Source organism: Pseudomonas folii, assembly GCF_014357575.1.
GTDB classification, from domain to species: Bacteria; Pseudomonadota; Gammaproteobacteria; order Pseudomonadales; family Pseudomonadaceae; genus Aquipseudomonas; species Aquipseudomonas folii.
Genome location: NZ_JACONW010000024.1, coordinates 1 through 24,249 on the forward strand (window position 1 = coordinate 1; position 24,249 = coordinate 24,249).

Genomic DNA, 24,249 nt, shown 5'->3' on the forward strand with positions numbered 1-24,249 from the left:
TACGTGAGATCGCAGTACCGTTTACTCCGTCCCCGAAACTCAAGCCCGACCAATACTCGAATAACTCAACCCGGCATCCGCCAGAGCTTTGGGCTCATAAAGGTTGCGCCCGTCAATTACGATCGCGTGTTTGAGTTGTTGCCTGAGCCATGTGAAATCGACGCTGCGAAAGGCTTTCCATTCGGTGCAGATCACCAATGCATCCGCGCCTTTGACTGCCTGGATACGATCACCGGCCAGAACCAGATCGTCGCGTTCCCCGTAGATCCTTCGACATTCCTGCATCGCCTCCGGATCGTACGCCTGAACTCTGGCTCCGGCGCTCCACAGTGATTCCATCAGGTCTCTGCTTGGCGCGGCGCGCATGTCATCCGTGTTGGGCTTGAATGCCAGTCCCCAGACGGCGATGGTCTTGCCTGCCAATTGTCCTTCAAAAGCCCGTTCGAGCTTTTTGAACAGCGCGGTTTTCTGTCGCTGGTTGATCTCTTCCACAGCCCTGAGTAGTTGCGGGTTGTACCCGACTTCTTGGGCCGTGCGGCTCAAGGCCTGAATGTCCTTGGGGAAGCAGGAACCGCCATAGCCGCAACCGGGATAGATGAAGTCATAACCAATGCGCGGATCGCTGCCAATGCCGTGGCGGACTTGCTCGATGTCTACGTCCAGGCGCTCGGCCAGGTTGGCCATTTCATTCATGAAACTGATCTTGGTCGCGAGCATTGCGTTGGCGGCGTACTTGGTCAGTTCGGCGGCGCGCAGGCTCATGAACATCAGCTTGTCGTGATTGCGGTTGTACGGCGCATAGCACTCGCGCATGAGCATTCTGACCCGCTCGGAGTCAGTGCCGATGATAATCCGGGCGCCACGGGTGAAGTCCTCGATCGCCGCGCCCTCCTTGAGAAACTCGGGGTTGGAGCAGACATCGAAGGGGATCTGCAGATCGCGGTTTTCCAGCGCTGCACGAATAGTCTCTGCGACTTTTTCCCCGGTCCCCACCGGAACGGTGGACTTGTCGACCACGATTTTATAGCCCTGCATGTGCTGGCCGATGCTTTGCGCGACCGCGAGGACGTATTGCAGATCGGCGCTGCCGTCCTCATCGGACGGCGTGCCCACCGCAATGAACAGCAAGTCGGCAAAGGCAACGGCTTGTGCCGCATCGGTCGAGAAAATCAGCCGTTGTGCTTGCATGTTGCTGCGAATGAGCATGTTCAGGCCGGGCTCGTGAATGGGCGTTTCGCCTGATGTGAGTAGCTCAATCCGTTGCGGGTCGATGTCCATGCACAGCACGTCATGCCCGACATCGGCTAGGCACGCACTGGCCACCAGACCGACATAGCCTGATCCAAAAACGCTGATCTTCATGAGTCATTACCCTCGGTTTTTTGCGCTGAGTGGTGGCGGGCATGAGGGTATCGAGCGCGTGTTACAGCCAGTGCAACCTGCTGAACTCGCTTGTCTGGCGGTGAATTGCGGCGGTTCGAATGGCTCTGGATCAATGGTTTCGGGGAGGTCCTGAAGCAGTGTGTTTACCCAAAAAAACTGACAGGCAGTCAAGTTATGCGGTTGGCGGGCCGATACGCCTTGTGCACAAGCTGCTTCGAACAAAAATAACGACAGCGTGCATTGGGGGAAACACTGGGACATCACGGAGATTTTATGAACAGCAGCTTGGCCAATATCAGCGTCACCATGAAGTTAGCCTTGGGGTTCGGGGCGGTGCTTATATTCACTGCACTGCTTTCACTTCTGGGGTGGACCAGTCTGGACAAGCTGATCTACCGCACCGATAGAATCGGTGACATCGCTGAGCTTTCTGATCGCCTGACGGTATTACGCGTCACGCGCCTGCAATACATGCTCGCCAATGGTGACGATGCTGCCGCACAAAAAGTGCAGGTCGCCCTGGACGACTTCAAGAAGCAACAGCAATTGCTGCTGTCGACCTTCACCAATCCGCTTAACGCCAAAGCCCTATCGCAGCTCACCGACATCATCAAAAATTACGAGACGTCGCTGGGCCAGATGCGCAGTGGTTATCAGACCAGCACCAAGGTCCGCGCCGACATGGGCGTCGAGGCCACCAAAGGCGCCCAGTTGATCGCCTCCATCAATGACTCGGTGCTCAAACAAGAGCCGTCGGACCCCGAGCGCTCAGACCAGCTGCAACTGTTGGCCGACGCCAAAATGGACTTTCAACTGGTCCGTTATGAGGTGCGCGGGTACACCAGCAACTCCAATGAAAAGTCCGAACAGGCCGCGTTCAGCCAGTTGGAAACGTCGATCAAAAACCTGGATAAGCTGAAGGCTGTGTTCAATGCAACCCACGGCACAGAAGTGGCACAGCTGGAAGCCTCGCTGCGGAATTACCTGGCCCTGGTTCAAGCCTACAAAACTGCCAACGATGCGATTGTAAATGCGCGCAAAGACATGACCGCCCAAGGGTACGAGATCGTTAACATTGGCGAAGAGCTCTCCAAAATCCAGCTGAGCCTTGCCGCGCAAGACACCAACACGGCACGCAGCCTGCAAATCGGCGGCACGGTGTTGGCCCTGCTGTTGGGTATTTTTGCGGCGATCATCATCACGCGTCAGATCACCCGTCCGCTGCAGCAAACTCTGGAAGTAGTGAACCGTATCGCCTCGGGCGATCTGACTCACACCATCACCATTACCCGTCGCGATGAGTTGGGCGTGCTGCAGCAAGGTATTCAGCGCATGGGTGTCACGCTGCGAGATCTGATCAGCGGGATTCGTGATGGCGTGACGCAGATTGCCAGCGCGGCTGAAGAGCTGTCCGCCGTCACCGAACAGACCAGTGCCGGGGTCAATAATCAGAAGATCGAGACTGATCAGGTCGCCACCGCGATGCAGGAAATGTCGGCCACCGTGCACGAAGTTGCGCGCAACGCCGAGCAGGCTTCGGTAGCCGCTGCGAACGCCGACACTCAAGCCCGGGACGGCGACAAAGTGGTGGGCGAGGCCATCACGCAGATCGAAAAACTGGCCAGTGAAGTGCTGCGTTCAAGCGATGCCATGACCTTGCTGGAACAGGAAAGCGACAAGATCGGCAAAGTCATGGACGTGATCAAGGCCGTGGCTGAGCAGACCAACCTGCTGGCGCTCAACGCTGCCATCGAAGCGGCACGTGCCGGTGAAGCAGGGCGAGGTTTCGCGGTGGTTGCCGATGAAGTACGGGGTTTGGCGCAACGCACTCAGCAGTCCACCGAAGAGATCGAAAGCCTGATCGCCGGGCTGCAGAACGGCACTCGTCAGGTCTCGCAAATCATGCTCGGTAGCCGCGCCTTGACCGACAACAGCGTTGCCCTGACGCGCAAGGCGGGCACCTCGCTGGAAAGCATCACTCAGACTGTTTCCAGTATTCAGGCCATGAACCAGCAAATCGCCGCAGCGGCTGAGCAGCAAAGCTCGGTGGCCGACGAAATCAGCCGCAGCATCGTTAATGTGCGTGATGTGTGTGAACAGACCGCTGAAGCCAGTGAAGAGACCGCCGCGTCCAGCGTTGAGTTGGCGCGATTGGGCGGTCAGCTACAGATGATGGTTGGGCACTTCAAGGTTTAATGCCTATGCGGTGATCGTCAGCCCGACGATTGCCGCGCCCGTCAGCAGTGCCGCCAGCCCCAGGCCGAACCATGCCCGCCAGGCGCTGGCGGTGCTGAATACCCAGATGACGACAGCGGTGTACAGCACAAAACTCAACAGCGTTGTGATCTGTACGACGCTTGCCGGGTCGCTGCCCGAGACGCGCGGCAGCCACAGCGCGAGCAATGACATCACCAGCGCAGACAAAACATAACCGCCGATAGTGGCGGCCAGCACCCGGCTGAGGATCATCCAGCGGTAGAGGTGGGTATTGGTGGTTTTTTTCATATCAACGTCTTGGTTCGTTGGCATTCGACTTCATTACTGTAGGAGCTGCCGAAGGCTGCGATAGGATTAATGCTGACCCACCGCGATTCGCAGCCTTCGGCAGCTCCTACAGGTTTTTCGTTGCGGTGCTGCCACGGTGAAACAGCACCATCACCAGCGTGACTCCAAAAACCAGTGCTACGCCTTCAACACTCCCGCGCTGCCAATCCCCAGTACTGAGGTAGCGGCCGATGTGCTGCCCGGTTGTACAAAAATTGATCAAAGGCAAACAAAAACACAGTAGGGCTGCGCCGGTCAGTTGTTCGGCCCACGCCTTGCTGACCGGTCGACACAAGGCATGAACCAGTGTCATCAGCCAGATCAGCAGAAAGCTGCGAATCTCCCAACTGGCACGGTCCGGCATGTCCACCGGGATGAATCGGTTGGCGTAGAAATAACCAATACAAGCCACACTAATGCCCGCAATGCTCGCCACGTTAAACGCCTCAATGCAGCGGTAGACCCCGGCGGTCGCAGTGCCGAATTCTCGTTGACTCTTGTTGCGTCGCTTGATGGTGAACAGCAGCGTGCCAGTCGCCATCATCCCCATGCCCAGCAACCCGCTGACGAAATACAACCACTTCATGCCCCAGCCGCCCAACTCGGCGAAGTGCAGTGAGCGCAGTACGCCGTAGATCTGATCGCCCAATGACAGGGTTTCCGGCAGCGGCTTCTGGACCTGCAAGGTCGCGCCCGTTATGCCATCAAACAGCACGCTGGCTTGCGGCGTGAACAGTGTCTGCGAAGGGTGAGCTTCATCGTAGCGGCCCATCACCCTGACGGTTGTTTTCTGCGAGCCGGGGTTCTGCACCAGCAGCATGCGAGGGGCCTGACCGGTCAAGGTTTGTGCTTGTCTCAGCAAAGAGGCCCAATCAGTTGCGGCGTTGTCGGTCTTGCCGATGGCGGTGACTTCGCCCGACAGCGCCGTCTGGAACTGACTGTAGGCATCCGGGCTGGAACCATAAGCCGCTTGCAGAGGCCATGGCATGTAACTGGTATAGAAAATCGCCAGCCCGGTGTAGGCGATCATGATCAGAAAGGGCAGGGTCATGACCGCCGTGGCGTTGTGTGCGTCCAGCCAGGAGCGCAAACCCTTGTTGGGCCGAAAGGTGAAGAAGTCCTGAAAGATTCGCCGGTGGATGACCACCCCGGACACCAGCGCAACCAGCATGCCCACGGTCAGCCAGCCCACCAGCCAGAAACCCAGCACCGGCAAGTGCAGCATGTAGTGAAACGACATGAAATGCCGTCCGCCTTCGGTTTTTCGCGCGATGCCCTTCGGGAGTATTTCGCCGGTTTCAGCCGACAGCGAAACCTGTTGGAGGGTTGATCCAGAACGCCAGGCCAGCTGTAGGGCCTGGCCCGGATAGTGGGGGAGCTCAACCCGCCAGAATCGGGCTCCGGACGCGTGCTCCAGCAAGTAACCCTCGGCGTAGCGGGCTGCACTCGAAACGTCACTGGTGGGCGCGTTTGGGTCGACTGCAACCAGTGGCTGCGCTTCCATCCAGCGCGTGATGGGTTCCCGAAAAACGCTCAACGTACCGGTCAGGAAAATCGCACACAGCAACCATCCACACACCAGCCCGCACCACGTGTGGAGCCACGACATGGACTGGCGGAATTTACCTTTCACGGTTGGGTTCGCCGGGGTTTATCAATGCGGCCAAGGCTTCCATCAAAAAAATGCAATCTTCCAGATTGAACCCAATCCCGTAGGAGCTCACCGAGGTTACGAGGCCAGCGATAGCGGTTTGTCTTATACACCGCAATCGCGGCCTCGCGGTGCTCGTGCGCTCCTACAGGTGCTATGTTCCAGACGATAGCGCGCTGTTCCTGATCAGAAATCGCCCCGCAACGTGAACATGTAGCTGCGTGGGTCGCCGAACAGGTTCGAGCGGTCGGTGGCCACGGCGGTGGTGTAGTAGCGACGGTCAAACAGGTTTTCGGCGTTCAACGAAATCTTCCAGTGCTCGTCCAGCTGCCAGCTGGCGCGGGCATCCCAGATGGCGTAGCCCTGGCTGCCGAAATCCAGCCCCTCGGCAGAGGCCGCTTTGTAATAGGATTGGGCTGAAACGCCGCCACCGATGGTCAGACGGTTCCACGCGCCAGGCAGGTTGTAGCTGGTTTGCAGGCGGAGCATGTGTTTTGGGGTTTCGTAAGCGACTTCAACCTCTGCGGTATTGCGCAGCAGGTTATAGGTGTAACCGCCGAATACTTGCCAGCCCGGCAGTACCTCGCCGCTGGCTTCGATGTCGATACCTTTGCTGCGTTTGATGGCTCCGTTGATGTAGCAGACGCCGTCGACATCTGTTTCGGTGCAGCCGATGTTTGAAGGGTCGGCGATCGCGACGTTTTCCTGTTTGATATAAAACAGGGCCATCGACAGGTTCAGGCGTTTATCAAACAGCTCACCCTTGATGCCTGTCTCATAGTTATCACCTGTCGATGGTGACAGTGGTGCGCCGCTGGCATCGACATAGTTGCCCTGAGCGTTGAAGATCTCCGCATAGCTCGCATACCAGGACCAATTGTCGTTGATGTCGTAGATCAAGCCCGTGTAGGGGGTTACTTCGCGAGTGACCTTGGAGTTGTAGGGGAGGGCACCACCTTTGTCGACGTCGTAGGTGTAGTCATACCAGCTGGCTCGCCCGCCCAGGACCAGACTCAGCTCTTGGGTAAGGCGCAATCGCGTATTGGCATAAACACCTGAACGCTCTTCGGTCATGTCGATGTCAGTCATCCATGCAGGCCGTGCGGGCTTGTTGAATGCATGATGATCAACATCGAAGACATCGGTGGGGATTGTTGGCCTAAAGGTGACAGTCGATTGCTTGGTATTGGCTTCCTGCCTGGACCAAGTCGCACCCACGGTCACTTCATGAGTCAGCCCGAACGCATCGAAGTTGCCATTCACGTGGCTGTCCAGCCCTGTACTTGCCACTTCATCCCGGCGGAACAACACCCTGCGAAAAGTCGAACCCGCGTTTGTTACCGGACTGATAGCGCCCTGAGCATAAGCAATCTGCTGATCAAACCCACCCTCCGAATACGTCATCGAAGTCGTGCTGCTCCAACGATCATTGAAACGGTGTTCAACCTCGGCAAACACTTCGCTCATGTCGCTCTCGTGGCGGTTCCAGTCCTGCACCAGCGAGGTCGAGCGGGAGATGTCCAGCGAGTTGCCATTGCTGTAGCGCGGCAGGCCGTAAATCGAATAGCCGTTGATGACGTTTTCCTGGTGACGCAGGCTCAGGGTCAGCGTGGTGTCGTCATTCACATCGGCTTCGACAATCCCGTACATCAACGGCGTGCGGGTGTCGCGCTCGTCAATGTACGAGCCGCTGTCTTCATAGGCGGTGACCATGCGCCCGCGCACGGTGCCGGAATCATTAAGCTTGCCGCTGGCGTCGAGGTCCATGCGGTAGCGGTCCCAGGAGCCTGCGCTGGCCTGTACCGTCAGCTTGTTTTCCGCCGTTGGACGCTTGCGCACCAGGTTGACCGCACCGCCAGGTTCGCCTGCACCTACCAGCAGGCCGGAAGCGCCGCGCAACACTTCGACGCGGTCGTAAATGGCGGTATCAGGTTTCATCCAGCCGGTGATCTGGTAGCCCTGACCCGGCACGCCATCAATCAGAAAACTTTCAGCCAGCAGCGAGAAGCCCCGCGAGGTGTAAACGTGGCCGCCGAAGTTGCGGTATTGAAAAGTAATGCCGGGCGTCTGCTCCAGCACCTTGTCGAGGCTGGTGAGTTTCTTGTCATCCATCAACTGCCGAGTCACGACGCTGACGGTCTGGGGCGTTTCCCGCAGACTCAGGTTCAGCTTCGAGGCGGTGCTGCTGCCACCGGTGGTGTAGGAACCTGTCCCATCGGTGGTCGTCCCGAGTTGGCCCGCAGCGTTCACATTGGTGGCACCCAGCACCATGGCGGAATCACCCGAAACCGGCAGCTTCTCCAGCACCACGGTGCGTTCGTCCAGCAAGCGCCAGGTGAAACCGCTGCCCTTGAGCAGCGTGTCCATGGCCTGGCCCAGTGTGTACTTGCCTTGCAACGCCTTGGTGCGCAGCGTGCCTACATCGCTGGAGTTGAAAATAAGACGGACGTTGGCCTGATCCGCAAGCTGGGTCAACGCTTGATCCAGGGATTGTTCCGGCAACTTCAGATCAATACTGGTCGATGTGTCAGCGGCCAGCGCAGTGAGCGGCGCTATCGGCAGGCTGCCGGCCATGGTCAACATCAGCGTCAGGGTCAACGTGCGACCGCTGACCGGAGCAAAGAACTTGGAAGGTGCCTGCATTTCAATCGTCCGTTTTGAATATAGGTGGTGACACGACATGAGAATTATTCGCGCCCACCCCAACGACGAATCATCTCCACCAACCTTGCCGTCGATAATTGAAATAATTTTTATTCGCGTGACGCCGATAGATCAAAACCGGCTTGGCGGGGAGATATTGATGATAACTGTTCTCAGTTGAGATAGGATGCATGCCTTACCAGCCGGGGCAGTCCGAATGTCTGTTTCACCCAACTCAAATCACTTGCTGACAGTCTTTCAGGAGCATTACGGCGACCTGTTGGCCTTTCTCGCACGTCGTCTGGGGAATGTGGAAAAGGCCGCCGATGTGGCCCAGGACACTTACTTGCGGCTGGCAGGGCTGTCCGACACAGCGCAGATTCTGGAGCCGCGGGCCTTTGTATTTCGGGTCGCTGGCAACCTGGCCATTGACCGTTTGCGTCAGGAGCAAAGACGCTCCGCATTGCAGGCCGATGAGCTGGATGAAGATTACTGCGACCCGATGGCATCGCCGGAACGCTTGTTTCTGGCGACCGAAGCCGTCGAGCAGCTCGACAAGGCGCTGCATCTCTTGCCGAGCAATGCGCGGCTGGCGTTGCTGCTCAATCGCCTCGAAGGCATGACCCACGCGCAGATCGCTACGCGTCTGGGGGTATCGGAAAGCTCGGTGGGCAAATACATTGTCCAGGCCATGCGCCATTGTCGGGATTGGCTACGCCAGTCGGAGTGCATTTAGAATGAGCGCGATGCACTCTCAACTGGCGGCTTCTTCGAGCCCATCACCATGACCGAGCCTATGAACCACGCAATGCCCAACGTTGAGCTGGAAGATCAGGCCATTGAACAATGGGTGCGTCTGACTTCAGGCAGCGCCAGCGAATCGGAGCACGCCGCGTTCGCCCGCTGGCGTCAGCAAAGCCCTGCGCACGAAGCCGCAGCCAGGCTCGCCGAACAGATGTGGCAAGCCATCCCGAAAACCCGGACCGCCGAAACCTTCGTGCCTCCCGCCACGCCACAGCGCCGACCCTTGCGCTGGGTTGCACTGGCTGCCGGGTTGGGCGCGTTGGCGCTGACCAGTTTTACAGAGCCCGTTCAGGTGTACTTCGCCGACCACACGACAGCGATCGGCGAGCGCAAAATGCTCACCCTCGAAGATGGCAGCCAGGTCTGGATGAACAGCGCCACAGCGTTGTCTGTGCATTATTCGGCCAACCGTCGCGACATCAGCTTGCTCAAAGGCGAGGCGCTGTTTCAAGTCAGCAAAGACGCCAGTCGGCCCTTCGTCGTCCAGGCGTCTGGCGGCAGCGTGCAAGCTGTCGGCACCCGCTTCGACGTCGACCGCCAGAGCCAGCGAGTCCGCGTTGGCGTCACTGAAGGCGAAGTCAAAGTCTCTTCAGGCGGCCATGATGTTCCTCTGAAAGTAGCTCAGCAGCTCGAGTTCGAAAACGGTTCCCCACCGTCCACCTCCAGCCCGCTGGACATCAATACCGCGGCTGCCTGGCAGCGCGGCAAACTCATCTTCAACAGCCGCCCACTCACTGAAGTCTTCGCCGACATCGAACGCTACATGCCCGGTTCACTGGTCGTCGCCGGCAACCTGCCCGACACCGCCGTCAGCGGCGTATTCAACCTCGACGACGTACCCGGCATGCTCAACGTGCTGTCGCGCACCCAACCCGTGCGGATCTATCAACTGCCGTGGTTGACGGTGGTGATGAATGGCGAGGCGGTGAAAGAGGGGAAGGTGGGGATTTGATGGCGGTAGTATTTATTACCTTACTGTGTAGCGGTGAATAGCCTCAAACTGTGCCCTCGACTATGTCTCCAGTGTTTTCTCTGCGGACTGACTAATCTGAAGCCCTGCATCGTAGGAGGGTATGGGAGCAGCAAATGACCTTTATCACTATCTTTTCGGGGGCCAACTTTGCTGCTGTATCTGTCAGTGGAAGCAAATCTTCGGCAAACTCTGCTCGTCTGAAGCCAGGGAGGTGAAGGCATGGCATTTGATCGATTGCTCCCATACAACGATTTGCCATTGTTGCCTCCACGTGTTGAGTTGGAGACTCGGGCAGTATTGAAACAAGCAATTGCTGCTAATCGAGCACTGGCGAACCTGCGCGGTCTGGCTGCGCGCATTCCAAACCAAGGGTTGTTGATCAATAGTATCGTATTGCAGGAAGCGCGGTTGTCTTCGGAAATCGAGAACATCGTGACGACGAACGATGAGTTGTATCGTGCGGATGCGGATGCGGATGGCAAAGCCGACCCTCACACCAAAGAAGTGCTGCGTTATCGCCAAGCGCTTTATCTGGGTTTTCAATCATTGAAAGATCGTCCTCTGAATACCAATCTTTTCATCGAGATTGTGCGCCTGATCAAACAGGTGGACCTTGATATCCGTGCCGTTCCCGGCACTGCGTTGAAAAATGACTTTGGTGATGTCATCTACACGCCGCCGGAGTCACCAGCCAATATTCGCAATCTGCTTGGCAACCTTGAGCAATTCCTGCATGCCGAGGACGAGTTGGATCCGCTAGTAAAAATGGCGGTGCTGCACTACCAATTCGAAGCGATTCACCCGTTTTCTGACGGTAATGGTCGTACCGGCCGCATCCTCAACCTGCTTTACCTCGTGGACCAAGGCTTGCTCGACATCCCGGTCTTGTTTCTGTCTCGCTACATTATTGCCAATCGACAGGACTACTACCGAGGTCTGCGGCTGGTCACGGAAGAGCAGGATTGGGAGAACTGGATTCTGTTCATGCTTCGGGCAGTTGAGAGCACAGCGCAACAGACATTTGATCAGGTCACGCGTGTCCTGGCCTTGATGGAAGTAGTGCGTGAGCAAGTCCAGCGCGATGCGCCGGGAATTTATACCAAGGATTTGGTTGAGCTGATTTTTCGTCAGCCTTATACAAAAATTCAGTTCGTAATAGATCTTGGTTTAGCCAAACGGCAGACCGCCTCAGTCTACCTGCAGACCCTTGCCAGAATGGGAGTGCTGCGGGAGCACAAAGCGGGCAGGGAAAAGTACTACATTAATGACGCCCTACTGAATGAGCTGACGCGTTGAAATGTCGATGTAATCGACATGTCACGTAAACGTGTCGATTTTTCTCATTTTTTTAAACATGTTTTTATGAAGTGTCGATTTGATCGATACCTTGGCTTGGTCGTTTCTTATTAATCCTGATGCAATGTCTTAAAAATAGGGGCTTCCTCGATGGTATGAGCTCCGGTGCCTTGTAAGAATTTTCCGTCAGTCTTTTACGTAATCCACTACGCCTCCCATAAACCCTCTCCCCGAACGCGCCTGCTCACTCCAGCTAATTTCTCCCTCCGATAGATGCTGACGTACCGGTCACCTGCTGGCTCGGCATCTGCTTCTGGAACTAACGGTTGGAGTAAGCCATGCAGCGCATACAAGAATTACGCACCACCTTAGGCGTGCCGATGGCCGATTTTGCCAAGGCACTTGGCGTGTCTGAACAGGTTGTCGGGCAGTGGGAAAGCGGCGAGGCAGAGCCCGGTGTTCCGGCCTTGAGAGACATCGCCACGCTATTGGGCACCAACGTGGATGACCTGATGGACTTCGCCACCAGCGGGCGAAGAATCACCTCTCAACATTGGGTGCCGGGCGACGATGCCATCTTTGACGGCTTCTGGGGGCGTATGGGGTTGCTGCTTCCCGGTGAAACCAGCTGCAGTTGGTATCCCATCACCTTCACGGAATATTCCCAGGTGGCGGACTCGCTGAGCATCGAGCACGCAGAGCCCCAGTGGCTGGTGGTCAGCACCCTGAACAACCGAAAATTGCTGATCAATCCCGCGTTGATCCGACGCATCCGCCTGCTCGACGACGCCGCAGACCGCCCCGAAGACGACGCCTGGCAGCTCGGCTGGGACAGCGAAGAAGGCCTGACGCCGGAGCTCTATCGTGCGCTTGGCGAATACTTCACCGACGAACTGGCATTCGACACCAACAACTCACCCGTAGCCCAACAGGTGATCCATACGATGATTGCCCAACATGACCTGACCAGCGCGAAAGTCATGCACTTGATCAGCAATACCCACGTCCATCTCGCAAGCGGCTCAACCGCCAGCATCCGCGCCGCCAACGCCGACATCTACAACCTCGTGCTGGACGCCTACGCGGGCATGCCGTTGGGTATCAGCTTGAGCACACGAGACTCGGAAGAAGAAAACCACTTCTCGCCGTCGCAAGTAGCGTTGGTGGATATCCCGCTGCTTCAGTATCAGGCGGCAGAGATTGAGGCTTCGGCGGAGATGGAGGGCGTCTGACGTGGGACCGGCTTTAGCCGGGAAGACGGCATTTCAGGCGAAAGATATTTATCACGTGTCCCGAAGCCCTCCCGGCTAAAGCCGGTCCTACTGGGCCGCTTGGTCTCTGTTGGAGCGAGGCTTGCCCGCGATGAGCGTCCACATCCAGAACCCCAAAGCCACAAGACTAATCGAGGCCCCTAAGAAACACACCGCCACCCAGCCCCAACATGCATAAACCTGGGTGGCCGCGACTGCCCCCAGCGCACTACCAAGCGAATAAAAACACATGTAAGCGCCGACCAGCCGACTTTGCGCATCGGGCCTTGCCGCAAAAATCAGACTTTGATTCGTGACATGCACGGCCTGCACCGCGAAATCCAGAACGATCACTCCGATGATCAGCGCGAGCAACGATGTTTCCGCGAACGCAATAGGCACCCAGGACAGCGCCAGCAACGCCAAAGCAATCCCCGTAGTTCGCTGCCCCAAGCCTCGGTCAGCCCAGCGCCCGGCCCTTGATGCCGCCAATGCGCCCGCTATCCCCGCGAGACCGAATAAGCCAATCTGCGTATGGGAAAGACTCAAAGGCGGGGCACTCAGAGGCAACACCATCGCCGTCCATAACACACTGAAAGCAGCAAAGATCAGCAGCGCAAAAACACCCCTGACGCGTAGCAGAGGCTCGGTGACGAAAAGTGTGAGCGTCGACAGCAGAAGCTTCAGATACGAGCTTTCAACACGCGGCAAGCTTTTGCCAGGAATCGCCCTCCACAGCACAACGGCCAGGACCAGCATCAACCCCGCCGAAACAAAATACACCGCCCGCCACCCGGCCAGATCAGCGATAAGCCCTGAGGTAAAGCGCGCAAGCAGGATGCCCAACACAATGCCGCTCGTTACCGTGCCAACCGCCTGTCCGCGTCGGGAGGGCGTTGTCATCGCGGCGACATAAGCCACCACCACTTGAACAACCACCGCCATCACACCAACCAAAATCATCGCCCCTAGTAAAGCCGACCATTGCTGGGCAGCCCCGACCACCGTCAACGCAACAGCCGAAAGCAGCACTTGAGTCAGGATCAAAGTCTTGCGATTGAGCAGATCGCCCAGCGGCACGATGAAAATCAAACCCACGCCGTAGCCAACCTGAGTGGCGGTGACCACGATACCGATCATGCCTGGGTCGACACCGAGGCTCTGAGCCATCGCGTCGAGCAACGGCTGGGCGAAATAGACGTTGGCAACTGCCAGTGCGCAGGTGATCGATAACAGTAACGTCAATGCTGGGGATAAGTGGGGAGTGGTCTCCGGGTGGGCTTCGCTGGAGGAGATTTCAGAAGATTCAACCTCGTTTGCTGCGTTAATGTGTAAGCCCACTGGTTCGTCCTTGGTATTGATTCTGGTTTCAATTGAAAACCACTTGATTGATTTCTACCAAGTCCGGTTTTAATCTGCAACCAGTTTTTCGCTGCGTTGGTGCTGGCGAGACCTCCTCTGATGCCTGACCGGGTACCCAAAATGACGAATCATTCATCTGGCTACGGCGACGAATGCCCAGTGGCAAGAACCCTGGAAGCCATCGGCGATCGCTGGTCGCTGCTCATTATCCGCGACGCTTTCGACAACGTTCGACGGTTCGGCGAGTTTCAGAAAAACCTCGGCATGGCCAAAAACATCCTGGCCGCCCGCCTGAAAACCCTCGTCGAACTGCAAATCCTCGAAATCCACCCCGCCTCAGATGGCAGCGCCTACAAGGAATACGTTCTCACTGAACGCGGGCGGGCGGTCTTTCCCATCGTCGTCTCGATGCGCCAATGGGGAGAGCAGCACCTGTTTCAGACTGGCGAAGTGCATTCGGTGCTGCTGGACAAGGCTATTGAGCAACCGGTGGCGATACTCGAGGTTCGGTCTGAGGAAGGGCGACGTCTTGGGCCGGAGGATTGTTATCGGGGGCGGGTGGTTAAGGGGGCGTGATAGCGGGAAAACTGCTCATCAACTCAGTTCACCCTAAACCGGACAAAAGCACGCTATAGCGTGTGGTCACCAAGGCAGAATGATCGAAAAATTGGCTCGTAATTACGCAAGGACTTGAGCCATTTATGAAACGCGATGAATCCGCTTCACCTTCTGAAAAACTCACCAAGCTCCAAGTCGTCAGCGCTATGTACAACCATCTGATGACAAGCTGGGAAGACCTCCCGGATGAAAACAAAGGCGCCCTGGGTTTTGATTTTGTCGTCGGCAGCGAAGCAGAGGAGGCCGCCCTGAATCACTTGGCCCGGATGTTCATGGAATATGCGGATTTGTCGTTTCGGCGGGCGTTGGTTGCCAGGCGGAGAAGGCTTGGTCTGGATGATTCGGAAGATTTTGTATTCGCTGACTGATTCTTTCTCACAACCTATCGAAAAGTCTCAATCCACACATAGCCAAACGCTTACACGCGATAGAGAAAAACTGCCATTTGCAGACCTGCCCGACAGGCATAATCTTGGATCCAACCACTGACGAGCAGGGAGCCCGTCAGGATCAAGGATGATCGACCATGAAAGGATACTGCCGACAGGGAGTTGGAATGGTATTGGACAAAAAACCCGCTTCGGCGGGTTTTTTATTGGGGGCTGGAAAGTGGTTTTCGGGAGTATGCTGGTCGTCTAAACCGAGGCGTAGCCGCCCAACTGAATCAGTTGAATGAGAAGATCAGTGATGGACAATGAGATGGAGCAATTCCAGAAGGACATGCTGACTTCGATACGTCAAATGAAAGCCGGTAAGGCTGCTCGCGTGACTAAAGTGAAGCTGTCCGCTGCGGCTCGGGCCAAGGTCGGTGTTTCTCAGAACGCGTTTGCCCAGCTCCTCGGCGTTATCTTGCGCACCCTGCAAGACTGGCAACAGGGGCGTCGCCAACCTACTGGTGCGGCGCAAACACTGCTGCGTGTGCGAGCCAGCATTCTGAGGCGCTGCGGGAATTGCAGGCTGGCTAACTAGTGCATCACCAGACAGGAGTAATATGAATCAAGCGTTACCTAAGAGCCTCTGGGCTCGACTTGGACCGGTCTCGATACTGGATACGATAAACCGGCTTAATCGTATTGCCCTAACCGCCGGGTGCCGAACCGTATGTATGGTGGCTTGAGGATACGGCTGATGCGAATCCGCGTCCTCCGCGATGGGTTGAGTTATATTTAAAGTTCCGCCTTTCAGGTGCTAGCTGCTGTCAACGGTGTCACTCATTTTTCCCAAACAGCTTTACGAATGCAGTGTGCTTGGCCAAACGCCACGTAGCAGTCAGGTCGCCGTTGAGTTCGAGTGCCTCGAAGATTTCTTTGACTTGCTCATTGGTAATCAACTTTGCCGTGAGCATCTTCTTTAGCAATTCGTGGCCGTGCCAAATCGGAATAGCAAAATCTTCGGCAAGCCTATGCATGCCCAGATCATCAGTCACTACTATGGCTTCCCGGATTTGTCCGAAGGCGAGGACGCGACAATCTATCGGGGAGGGCGGGGATCGGCCGCCGGTAACGTAGACTTTTGTGTTCCCTAAAACCCAACCATGTAACACGCTTTGAGCAGCGCCCAGTTGGGCTTTTTCATCAGCACTTAACCGAACCCGCTTGGCATAGCGCTCGCTAGCCAAATCGTCAGCGTCGAACCATGGGAACTTGAACATCAGTGCACCGCTTCGATGCACCTCATCTTCGACGTCTTTTAAGATAGTTAGAACGTATTTCTTCTGTCCAAACTCAATGCCGAGCATTGGTCGTACACGCTTCGCTAGCCTGAGATACGCGTTGGTATCCAGCAATACGAGCGTTGAGGCGGCCTTCAACGCGCTAGCTCTCCGTGAAGCGCAGTAGCATCACTCAGCGAAATATCCATGACTTGCTGAACATAAGAGGGGCCTGTCCCGTGCTCCCGGATGATGCGCTTCAAAGCGTGAAAGAATTCTGACTGGAACATATTCTCCGCAGCTGCCATGTATTGAGCCGACTTGGGTGGCGCTGGATCAAAAAGGATCGAGCTGACCGACTGCGGTGGTGAACTGTTGCGTACCGCATGGATTGTCTTATCGATCACACGCAGCGGGCGAAGATTGACTGTTCGCGCATAGCCCTGTGCTTGCTGAAATACCGTATTCAGTGAGATCTGATGATGCTTTGCATGTTGCTGAAGAGCATTTATCTCGCCGTTGACGTCACCCGCCCCAGTCGCCTCTTCATAAGCCAACTTCGCACATGCCTCAGGAAACAGCAGCGCACCCGCGAAGGCATCCGCGAAGTCTTCACCTTCTTCCAGCCCCGCCAGCTCAGGCGTGTAGACGTGCGCCAACTCATGGGCCATCCAGAATTTGAAGTCTTCCAGTTTGGCGTCCAGGTTTACGAAGACAAAGGTAACATCATGGGATGGCAGCAATATGTGCAATGCATTTTTATGCTGCTGCTTCTGCCCCCAAAGCACCGGTACTAGAACCGCGCCACAGGATTTGAACTCTGCGATCAACGCTTCATAACCCAGCACACTGCGCTCGCCCAAGCCCAGCTTGTTGCGCACTTGAGACGCATCACTTTGCAGTCGCGCATAATCCGTAGACGGCGAGGAAATCTTCGTCCGTAATGTTGGCAGCATTGGCAAGAAGTCGACCAGCGGCTTGAGCAGCCCACCAATGCCGATAGCTTTCTGGATGTGCTCATCGGTGGTTCTGGTGCCCGCCCGCTTGCGGAACGCAACTACGGGCTGCTCCTCAGGCGCTTCTACCAATTGTGAAAAAGAAAGCTGCAGCGTCGTTGCCAGCTTGAGTAGTTTGTCGGGCCGGGGGAAGTCCTTGCCTTTGAGCCAATTAGTGACGGACTGAGCCGAAACCCCCAGCTTTTCAGCGAGGTCTTTCTGAGTCCAGCCACGCTGGGTAAGGGCCGCTTTGAGCGATTCGATATGTAGTGTGTTTTGCATGGTGTGCAAGATAGTGGTTGGTAGGTGCGAAATCAAGTTTGATCAAGTTTCTGTGTTTTTAAATGTCACTTATCGAGACCATCAGGTCGGTCCCTGCGTCTTTTGGTCTCTTCGATTTCGAGTAAAACATCTGACTGTCCTCACTGATAGTCGTCCTGCCTGGACCGCTCAAGCAATGAACGCTTCATCATTTGTTCCGACTGCATCGCACACGGTTCAGTCGAGAAGGTGTAGCCCTTTTTCGATGGCGTAGCGACGACTGCTTGGCTGTCGTTGGTCAGCGCCACCCAAGTACCGGGCCCGCTCCCGATGATGCCGCAGTCTGCCGGTCGCAGATGAAAGGACGCGAACACGAGCGTTTCCTGTAGTGCCTCTTCTGCGTGATTGAGCACTGATGTGAGTGATGAGCTGGTGATCGCTACGGTGAAAACCGCGCCAGTATATAAAACCATCAACTCTCGTGAATGACGCCGCTGCATCAAGCCAGGCTTGTAGCGTTTGGGGTCTTTTGTTTTTAAAGGGTCCTGTCTAACAGTTCCTATGAATGTCGGGGTCCTCGCCGCTATCACAACAGATGTCAGACCAACTCCAAGGCTGATAAACATGGCTGCGATGTTTGCCCAGAGTGAAACCAGAATGAGTGCCGATAATGCTTTTTGCGCCAGCGGAAATTGTGTCGCCTCTACTCTGGTCCAGTTGAGGATGAATGAGTCTGCATAGGCGCTCGCAACGAAGCCTAGAAACCACGTACTCAAAGCCGCCGCTATGGTCATCCACCAAATGTGGGCTTTGAATTTTTGTATAAGGTTGAAATGCCTGATCGACAGTGCTGTCGAGCTGGCACATATGATGGCGAAGATGATTTGGGCGATCTCACGACTTATATATCCACCCATCGTGTGCCAGAAAAAGAGCAAGAGCAGTGCTGCTACGGACCCTATTACTGCTGCTGCCAAATACTCCTGAGTCCGCCACCATCTGAAATTGTAATTCAGCTTCCAGGGTAGGTGTTTCGAGCGGGTTCTTATGAACAACGGTTGATTAGCGAAGTGATCAGTTACCGCCAGAGCAGCGGCGAGCAGTAGGTAGGTTGCGACGTATGGGAGCATTGAGATTGAAATTCCTTGTAAGTCTTCCGGTACTTTACCTCAGGTGATCAAGTTATCGGCTGCAAACGGGCTCGCCGACGGAGCAGCATAGGCGCGGATTGCCGCCCAATTTAGAGGTATCACAGGCCGCTGCTGAGCCCTACCAGTGCCGACAGGGAATTGGAATGGTAATGAACAAAAAACCCGCTCCGGCGGGTTTTTATTGATGGGTGGAAAATGAGGGCGGAGTGACGGCTTGTTGCAAAGGTTTGAGTTCAACATACCGGTCGGTGGCTCAAGGTGACAGCCCCCGGAATGTATTGCCTGCAGATTTGCGACTGCAATGATCCTCTCAGCAGGTCCGGCTTAAAGAATCGAAACTTTGCTCACTTCACCGTGTTGATCGAATGTGAGCGCAGTACGTAAAGGTTGACTCTCTGTGCGGTACTTTTTGAGCTGCTGTGAAAGTAAATGTGCAGTTGCGCTATAGGACTTCTGGTGCTCTAGAGTAAGTGTGCGCAGTGATTCGTTTTGTTTTATCAACGTATTGCGCCGTTCTTCGAGCGTGTTTTGACGATTCCACACAGCTTTGGACAAAAGCTCGAAAGAGCGGTCTCGTTGCGTGCTCAACAGAGAGTCGATTTCGTTGAATGACTGAGAGAATTTCTCCTCTAGACTGAGTGTCCACCTACCGCTGGCTATCGGGTCTAGGTAGGCCGTGCCGATATCCAGAAGAGCCAGGATTCGAAGCAGGACATCTCGTTTTTGCAGAAGGCTACTCACGTTGGCTGCGTGCTTAGCCAGCGCATCGTAAGTTGCACCCGTCCCGAAAGTATCAAGTTCAGCTTGCTGTGCGATGTCGCTTTTCAAACGATTGGCTTCGAGCTGAAGCTGTTCGATCCACTGCATTGTTTGGTGTTTAATCGCTTCGAGCTGATTACGCTTTTCTTGAGGAAATTCGTCAGGGCTCCCTAAGTCGCGCATGAAACCGACCAGGTATTCGAGGTAGTTCATTGAACCTCGAAGTTGGGCGTGATCCTTGTCATCAATGGTTCGGTGTAAACGCTCGATTGCCCCTTGAATATCAGCAAGGCTTCGATTGATATCAGCCAGGTGCGACTGCGCAACAGCGATGCTGAGCAAATGGAACGCCCCTGATGCTAATTGCCGAGCCTTACCGCCTTCGATGATGCGAGCATGACCCGCTATTTTTCCATCGCTTGCGACGGCCATTGCCCGCTGGCCTCCGCCTTTGGCATTCATGATGGTTAAAATTCCTTCACGGAGCCCCTTTTGAATTTCCGGATCAAAAACCAGTTCAAGGGTGGTGTTGGGCAACGTTGTTACACCTTTGAACAGATCTGCGGCTAACTGCCGACCACGTTTGACTGCGATGGAGTTTGGGTCTGAGAACGCCGGGGCTTCTGCCGGTATATGCGTGATAATCCGGGACTGAATCCATTGACGACCGCTGTCGTCGGCCACGATAAATTCGGCTTCCAGTGTTGGCGCTGGCTCTTCCGGTAGTGGTTGAACCAGAGGCTCTGGCTGAGCTTCCAATGTAGGTGCGCGCTGCGTCGGGGCTTTCCGGCTTTTTACGAATAACACAACCGCTATGGCCAAAACGATCACGCACAAAGCGACTAATGCATACAGCATGTGTTCACTCACTACTTAGGCTCCTTAATGGGTATGGATCTACTGTGACGCTATTGAGTCGCTTGTACCATGGCTTGTAGCCATTAACCAGCGGAGGTAGTAGCTCTGCTTTATGCGTCCGCGCTTTTCGCTTTTGTTGTCTGGGCGCACAGGCCGTTTCTTCGCAGTGGTTTGAAGAGCAGTTCAGTCCTCTAAGAAATAATCGCTGTCCAACTGCCGCACTTCATAAATCTGTTTCACGCTGCACCCCAGATTATTCTCGACCATCAAGCGTGCCAGTTCAGGACCATCAATCAGCACAACTTTCATATCCAGACTCAGAGCTGCTTCGCGGGCACCGGTGGAAAAGTCGGAGGTGGTGATAAACACACCTTTGCGGGCGCGTTGGCGGGTGAGGGCGCCGATGAATTTGTCTATCTCCGGGCGGTGGACAGTGTTAGTCCAGCGCTTGGCTTGCAGGTAGATGACGTCCAGACCAAGTTTGTCTTCCTTGATGATGCCGTCGATGCCGTCATCATTGGTTTGCTGTGTCGCTTGGCCTGCTTCTTTCCTTGAACCGCCATAACCCATGGCGATCATCAGGTCGACTACCAGTTGCTCGAAAAAGGCGGGTGAGGCGGCAAGCACTTGGGTCAACAAGTCATCTGCCAGTGACTGGGTCAGCGCCTGATGGGCTGCGGCCATTTGTTCGTCGGGGGTGGCTTGCTCCAACGGCTCGCTTTGCAACGCTGGCGCTGTACAGTCGGTCGGGCTAGCCGTATGAAACTCAGCGAACTCTGGATACTGCTTTAGCCACCTGATGGTGATGCGTGCCGGGCCAGTGCTCAGCGCGTCCCGCCCGCGTTCGGTGATCTGCACCATCCCTTTGGCCGGAATGCTCAGCAGTCCCGCCTTGTTCAGATAGGTGCGGGCCCAACCGACTCTATTATTGATGACTGTCTGCTTACCGGAAGGCAGACGCTCGCTGCGCTCTTCTTCGCTGAGCTGAAACTCATCGGCAATCCGCTCGCGGAGGTTGCTCAGCGCAAGCGGAGCACCGTCGGCAACGGCGGCCAATACTGGCCGCATGACGCTCTGAAAATCCGGGATGGGCATCGATAAACTTCCTTTTAATTACCGGGTTCAGGCCGATGCCTTGCGACCACGTTTGGCTTTAGGGGTGGCGGCACGCTGGGCCTTGATGCGTTCCAGCAATATGCTGGCGGGTTCGTCGTTTGGGTCTTGAGGGACGAGTTCGCCACGGAAGGCTTTGGCCAGGATGCTTTGGGTCAGGTGGTCGATACGGGTTTTGGCCGAGGCGACTTTGGCTTCCAGTTGGTCGGCGAAGGCGAAGAGTTGTTCTACGCGGCGGACGATTTCCCGTTGCTCGGCTAACGATGGGACTGGAAAGACGAAATTGCGGCATTGAGAAAGTGAAATGTTCACTTGCCCGGCCGAACCCTTTGTCTCATTCATGATGTTTCGTAGACTATCCCCGCCTTCCAGCACGATAGAAATCCAGCCGGAGATTATTTTGCTGCTTGGCCTGAAGAGTGTGATCGCCTGATTAATATTCCACTCTTCATGCGTCGCTGGGATTGTTGCAATTTTACCAAGGGGGGGGCCGACAATGTTCATTACCACATCGCCTGCTCTGGTAATCGATTTCGCAGCAGAACCTTTGTGTATTGGGATAGGGATATATTGGGGACGATTCTCAAAATCAATCTTTTGTTTGACAATGTTGTAGACCTTCAGGAAAGGGGTACCCTCATTAGAAAAACCTTCCTTTGGAGTTCCCCCGCTTTGTACTTTGTCACAGACGTCAGCCGCTTTTAGATAAGACCAGTTAGTCAATTCCGCTGCATTTAACTCCCTCGTTAGCCGCCCGTTTGCGGCAGCAGCGAGGACGGATTGGCGGAAGCTCTTGAGAAGGACCGGGATACCGTCCATGCGGGCATTGAGGGTGTCGACCTGTGCCAGCAGTTCATCAAGTTTTTGGGCGATGCGGGTTTGTTCGGCTGCTGGCGGCACAGGCACAACATAGTTTTCGACAAACTGCCTAGGAACACGGCGCAGGCCGACAGCTCCTGTCATGTTTGCCGCGCCCTCACGCATGAACCCATGGCTCTTGATCAGAGCCAGCATGTACTTTGCTGAAACTTCTGCGCTGCCTGGTCGGAGCACAAAGAACTCACTGCTTCCTGCGCCAATGCCATTCGGTAGTCCACTAACGAGTGCTGCCTTACCGTTTTCAAAGCACGGTGTGACTTTGGCAAAAATCACGTCGCCATCTTTGAAGTTGGTATAAGCTTTTTTAATTTCCCCCCAGTTGCGCTCATCAAAGCGTAGCTTGTCTCGAAAGTTGGTCGGTGCGTGAGACATAGGCACGAAGCCAGCTACGAGTTCATCATCGAAGTTTTGTTTGGGGTTCACACCCGCCAGCTCACCGAGTTGAGCGAGCGACCATCCGATTGGCAACTCACTCATCCCCATTCCCCTCAACTACAGCCAACCCCATCACCTCAGCCATCAACTGCTTCTGCGCAGCAACTTCATCGCCAGCCCCCAACGCTTTCATCAGCTCTTCCAGCTCATGCAGCGCTTCAGTCAGCTCCGCCATAGCTTCACCAGCCAACACTTCAGGAGCAGGCAGATCAGCAGCATCCAAGCTGTCAGCATCCTTTAACCAACTTATATCCAGCGAGTCGCTTCGCTCTTTGATCTGTTCACGACTAAACACGCGAAAGCGGCTCAACTCACCGATACCTTCGACATTCTCGGCACGTGCGCTATTCCCGTTGGCATCCTCGCCATAAGCATCTTCAAAAGGCTTGAGGTGTTGCGCACCAAAAGGAGTGCGCTTACCAAAGCTAGGCATATTGCTGCGCAGGTCATAAATCCAAGTCCGCTGCGTGCAGTTTTGATCCTGGCGCGGATTCTCTGCGGTGCCTTTCTGGAAGAACAGTACGTTGGTCTTCACACCCTGGGCATAGAAGATGCCAGTGGGCAGACGCAGGATGGTGTGCAAGTTGCACTTGTCCATCAGGTCGCGGCGCACGTCGGTACCAACACCGGCTTCGAACAGTACGTTGTCCGGCAGCACCACGGCGGCGCGGCCGCCCGGTTTGAGGCCACGGTAAATGTGCTGAAGAAAGGCCAGTTGTTTGTTGCTGGTCTTGTAGGTGAGGTCGTCGCGGGTCGGGCCGCCGCCGCCTTTGGCGGTACCGAATGGAGGGTTGGACAGGATCACGTCGACTTTGGGCTGGCTTGCGCCGGTCTGGCCGAGCGCATTGCCGAGATGGACCACGCCTTCGTCGTCACCTTCCATGCCGTGCAGCAAGGTATTCATCAACGCCAGACGACGAGTGCCGGGCACCAGTTCGATACCGACAAAGGCGCGGTTGCGCTGGAAGGCCTTGGCTTTGGCGTCGAGGTCGTAGTGGTCGTCGGTCTTGCTCTTGATGTAGGCATCGGCTGCGATCAAGAAACCCGCCGTACCAGCGGCCGGGTCCTGAATGACTTCACCGGGCTGAGGCTTGATGCAATTGATGATGCTGTCGATCAGCGGGCGCGGGGTGAAGTACTGACCAGCGCCGGATTTGGTCTCACTGGCGTTCTTTTCCAGCAAGCCTTCGTAAAGATCACCGAGGCCATCCTTGCTGGCGCTGAACCAGTCGATGCCGTCCAGGCTTTTGATCAACTGCTCCAGATGGCGAGGCTCTTTCAAACGGGTCTGGGCGTCGGCATAGATGGCGGCGATCAGCGGGTCGCTGTTCTTGCCGAGGTCCAGCAACATCTGCCGGTAATGGTCGAGCAGGTTCAAGCCGGATTTCCCGGCCAGGTCTGGCCAGCGTGCACCGTCGGGTAGCTTGTGGGTGAAGCTTTCGCTGTTCTGTGCTTGCTCGTACTCCATCTTGACGAACAGCAGCAGGACGAGCTCGGTGACGTAGTCGCTGTAGTTGATGCCGTCGTCGCGCAATACGTCGCACAGGTTCCAGAGTTTCTGGACGATGTCGGAGTTGGTCATGGTGTCTCTCAAATGGGTTCAGAGTGTGAGCCAAACTGAGC

The 24,249-nt window shown here is 55.7% G+C and carries 19 protein-coding genes and 2 pseudogenes; 9 read left to right on the plus strand and 12 right to left on the minus strand.

All coding sequences use genetic code 11. From position 1 onward, the window contains the following. Positions 1-39 precede the first annotated feature (39 nt). A complete protein-coding gene (locus H8S59_RS07585) occupies positions 40-1,362 on the minus strand; it encodes a UDP-glucose dehydrogenase family protein (protein ID WP_187521012.1) in 1,323 nt (440 codons plus the stop codon). 327 nt (positions 1,363-1,689) lie between these two features. Here H8S59_RS07585 and H8S59_RS27240 point away from each other — a divergent pair. Together H8S59_RS27240 and H8S59_RS27245 are read left to right on the plus strand one after the other, a co-directional pair. Next, positions 1,690-2,721: pseudogene (locus H8S59_RS27240) on the plus strand (methyl-accepting chemotaxis protein); the annotation flags it as partial. Positions 2,722-2,865: 144 nt separating this feature from the next. Further along, entirely contained in the window at positions 2,866-3,579 is a 714-nt protein-coding gene (locus tag H8S59_RS27245) for a methyl-accepting chemotaxis protein (protein ID WP_406645324.1), read from the plus strand. Positions 3,580-3,582: 3 nt separating this feature from the next. On the opposite strand, the gene H8S59_RS07595 is transcribed toward H8S59_RS27245, so the two are convergent. From H8S59_RS07595 to H8S59_RS07605, 3 genes are all read right to left on the minus strand, one after another. Then, the gene (locus H8S59_RS07595; protein ID WP_246475119.1) at positions 3,583-3,912 is read right to left on the minus strand and encodes a DUF3649 domain-containing protein; all 330 of its coding nucleotides are present in this window, start codon (positions 3,910-3,912) and stop codon (positions 3,583-3,585) included. 82 nt (positions 3,913-3,994) lie between these two features. Continuing rightward, positions 3,995-5,536: a PepSY-associated TM helix domain-containing protein gene (locus H8S59_RS07600; protein WP_187521014.1), complete on the minus strand. Its 1,542-nt coding sequence runs from the start codon at positions 5,534-5,536 to the stop codon at positions 3,995-3,997. Positions 5,537-5,764: 228 nt separating this feature from the next. Next, positions 5,765-8,221: a TonB-dependent siderophore receptor gene (locus H8S59_RS07605; RefSeq protein WP_246475123.1), complete on the minus strand. Its 2,457-nt coding sequence runs from the start codon at positions 8,219-8,221 to the stop codon at positions 5,765-5,767. 217 nt (positions 8,222-8,438) lie between these two features. On the opposite strand from H8S59_RS07605, the gene H8S59_RS07610 reads away from it, so the two are divergent. The 4 genes from H8S59_RS07610 (at position 8,439) to H8S59_RS07625 (ending at position 12,526) form a co-directional block, all read left to right on the plus strand. Continuing rightward, positions 8,439-8,957, plus strand: coding sequence for a sigma-70 family RNA polymerase sigma factor (locus tag H8S59_RS07610; protein ID WP_095100500.1), 519 nt, complete (start codon positions 8,439-8,441; stop codon positions 8,955-8,957). A gap of 48 nt (positions 8,958-9,005) precedes the next feature. Then, positions 9,006-9,977 carry a FecR family protein gene (locus H8S59_RS07615; protein WP_246475124.1) on the plus strand — a complete coding sequence of 324 codons (972 nt, stop codon included), beginning with the start codon at positions 9,006-9,008 and terminating at the stop codon, positions 9,975-9,977. A 240-nt stretch (positions 9,978-10,217) separates the two neighbouring features. After that, positions 10,218-11,294, plus strand: coding sequence for a Fic family protein (locus H8S59_RS07620; RefSeq protein WP_187521015.1), 1,077 nt, complete (start codon positions 10,218-10,220; stop codon positions 11,292-11,294). A 338-nt stretch (positions 11,295-11,632) separates the two neighbouring features. Continuing rightward, a complete protein-coding gene (locus tag H8S59_RS07625; protein WP_187521016.1) occupies positions 11,633-12,526 on the plus strand; it encodes a helix-turn-helix domain-containing protein in 894 nt (297 codons plus the stop codon). 87 nt (positions 12,527-12,613) lie between these two features. Here H8S59_RS07625 and H8S59_RS07630 read toward each other — a convergent pair whose 3' ends face one another. Further along, entirely contained in the window at positions 12,614-13,840 is a 1,227-nt protein-coding gene (locus tag H8S59_RS07630) for an MFS transporter (RefSeq protein ID WP_343073045.1), read from the minus strand. Between the two features lie 186 nt (positions 13,841-14,026). Here H8S59_RS07630 and H8S59_RS07635 point away from each other — a divergent pair, with 186 nt between their 5' ends. The 3 genes and pseudogenes from H8S59_RS07635 (at position 14,027) to H8S59_RS07645 (ending at position 15,489) form a co-directional block, all read left to right on the plus strand. Then, positions 14,027-14,482 (plus strand): winged helix-turn-helix transcriptional regulator, encoded by a 456-nt coding sequence (locus H8S59_RS07635; RefSeq protein ID WP_187521017.1) that lies wholly within the window; start codon positions 14,027-14,029, stop codon positions 14,480-14,482. A gap of 125 nt (positions 14,483-14,607) precedes the next feature. After that, the gene (locus H8S59_RS07640; protein WP_246475125.1) at positions 14,608-14,892 is read left to right on the plus strand and encodes a hypothetical protein; all 285 of its coding nucleotides are present in this window, start codon (positions 14,608-14,610) and stop codon (positions 14,890-14,892) included. A 319-nt stretch (positions 14,893-15,211) separates the two neighbouring features. Next, positions 15,212-15,489: pseudogene (locus H8S59_RS07645) on the plus strand (helix-turn-helix domain-containing protein). 242 nt (positions 15,490-15,731) lie between these two features. On the opposite strand, the gene H8S59_RS07650 reads toward H8S59_RS07645, so the two are convergent. From H8S59_RS07650 to H8S59_RS07680, 7 genes are all read right to left on the minus strand, one after another. Continuing rightward, positions 15,732-16,262 (minus strand): hypothetical protein, encoded by a 531-nt coding sequence (locus H8S59_RS07650; protein ID WP_246475127.1) that lies wholly within the window; start codon positions 16,260-16,262, stop codon positions 15,732-15,734. A gap of 68 nt (positions 16,263-16,330) precedes the next feature. Beyond that, positions 16,331-17,452: an XRE family transcriptional regulator gene (locus H8S59_RS07655; RefSeq protein WP_187521039.1), complete on the minus strand. Its 1,122-nt coding sequence runs from the start codon at positions 17,450-17,452 to the stop codon at positions 16,331-16,333. A 140-nt stretch (positions 17,453-17,592) separates the two neighbouring features. Further along, the gene (locus H8S59_RS07660) at positions 17,593-18,561 is read right to left on the minus strand and encodes a hypothetical protein (RefSeq protein WP_187521019.1); all 969 of its coding nucleotides are present in this window, start codon (positions 18,559-18,561) and stop codon (positions 17,593-17,595) included. A 345-nt stretch (positions 18,562-18,906) separates the two neighbouring features. Continuing rightward, positions 18,907-20,211: a hypothetical protein gene (locus H8S59_RS07665; RefSeq protein ID WP_187521020.1), complete on the minus strand. Its 1,305-nt coding sequence runs from the start codon at positions 20,209-20,211 to the stop codon at positions 18,907-18,909. A 171-nt stretch (positions 20,212-20,382) separates the two neighbouring features. Next, positions 20,383-21,294 (minus strand): restriction endonuclease, encoded by a 912-nt coding sequence (locus tag H8S59_RS07670; RefSeq protein ID WP_187521021.1) that lies wholly within the window; start codon positions 21,292-21,294, stop codon positions 20,383-20,385. Positions 21,295-21,321: 27 nt separating this feature from the next. Beyond that, positions 21,322-22,668, minus strand: a complete 1,347-nt coding sequence (locus H8S59_RS07675) for a restriction endonuclease subunit S (protein ID WP_187521022.1) — start codon at positions 22,666-22,668, stop codon at positions 21,322-21,324. Continuing rightward, on the minus strand, positions 22,661-24,208 hold the full coding sequence (locus tag H8S59_RS07680) for a class I SAM-dependent DNA methyltransferase (protein WP_187521023.1): 1,548 nt from the start codon (positions 24,206-24,208) through the stop codon (positions 22,661-22,663). The genes H8S59_RS07675 and H8S59_RS07680 overlap by 8 nt, the downstream gene beginning before the upstream one ends. Between the last annotated feature and the right edge of the window lie 41 nt (positions 24,209-24,249).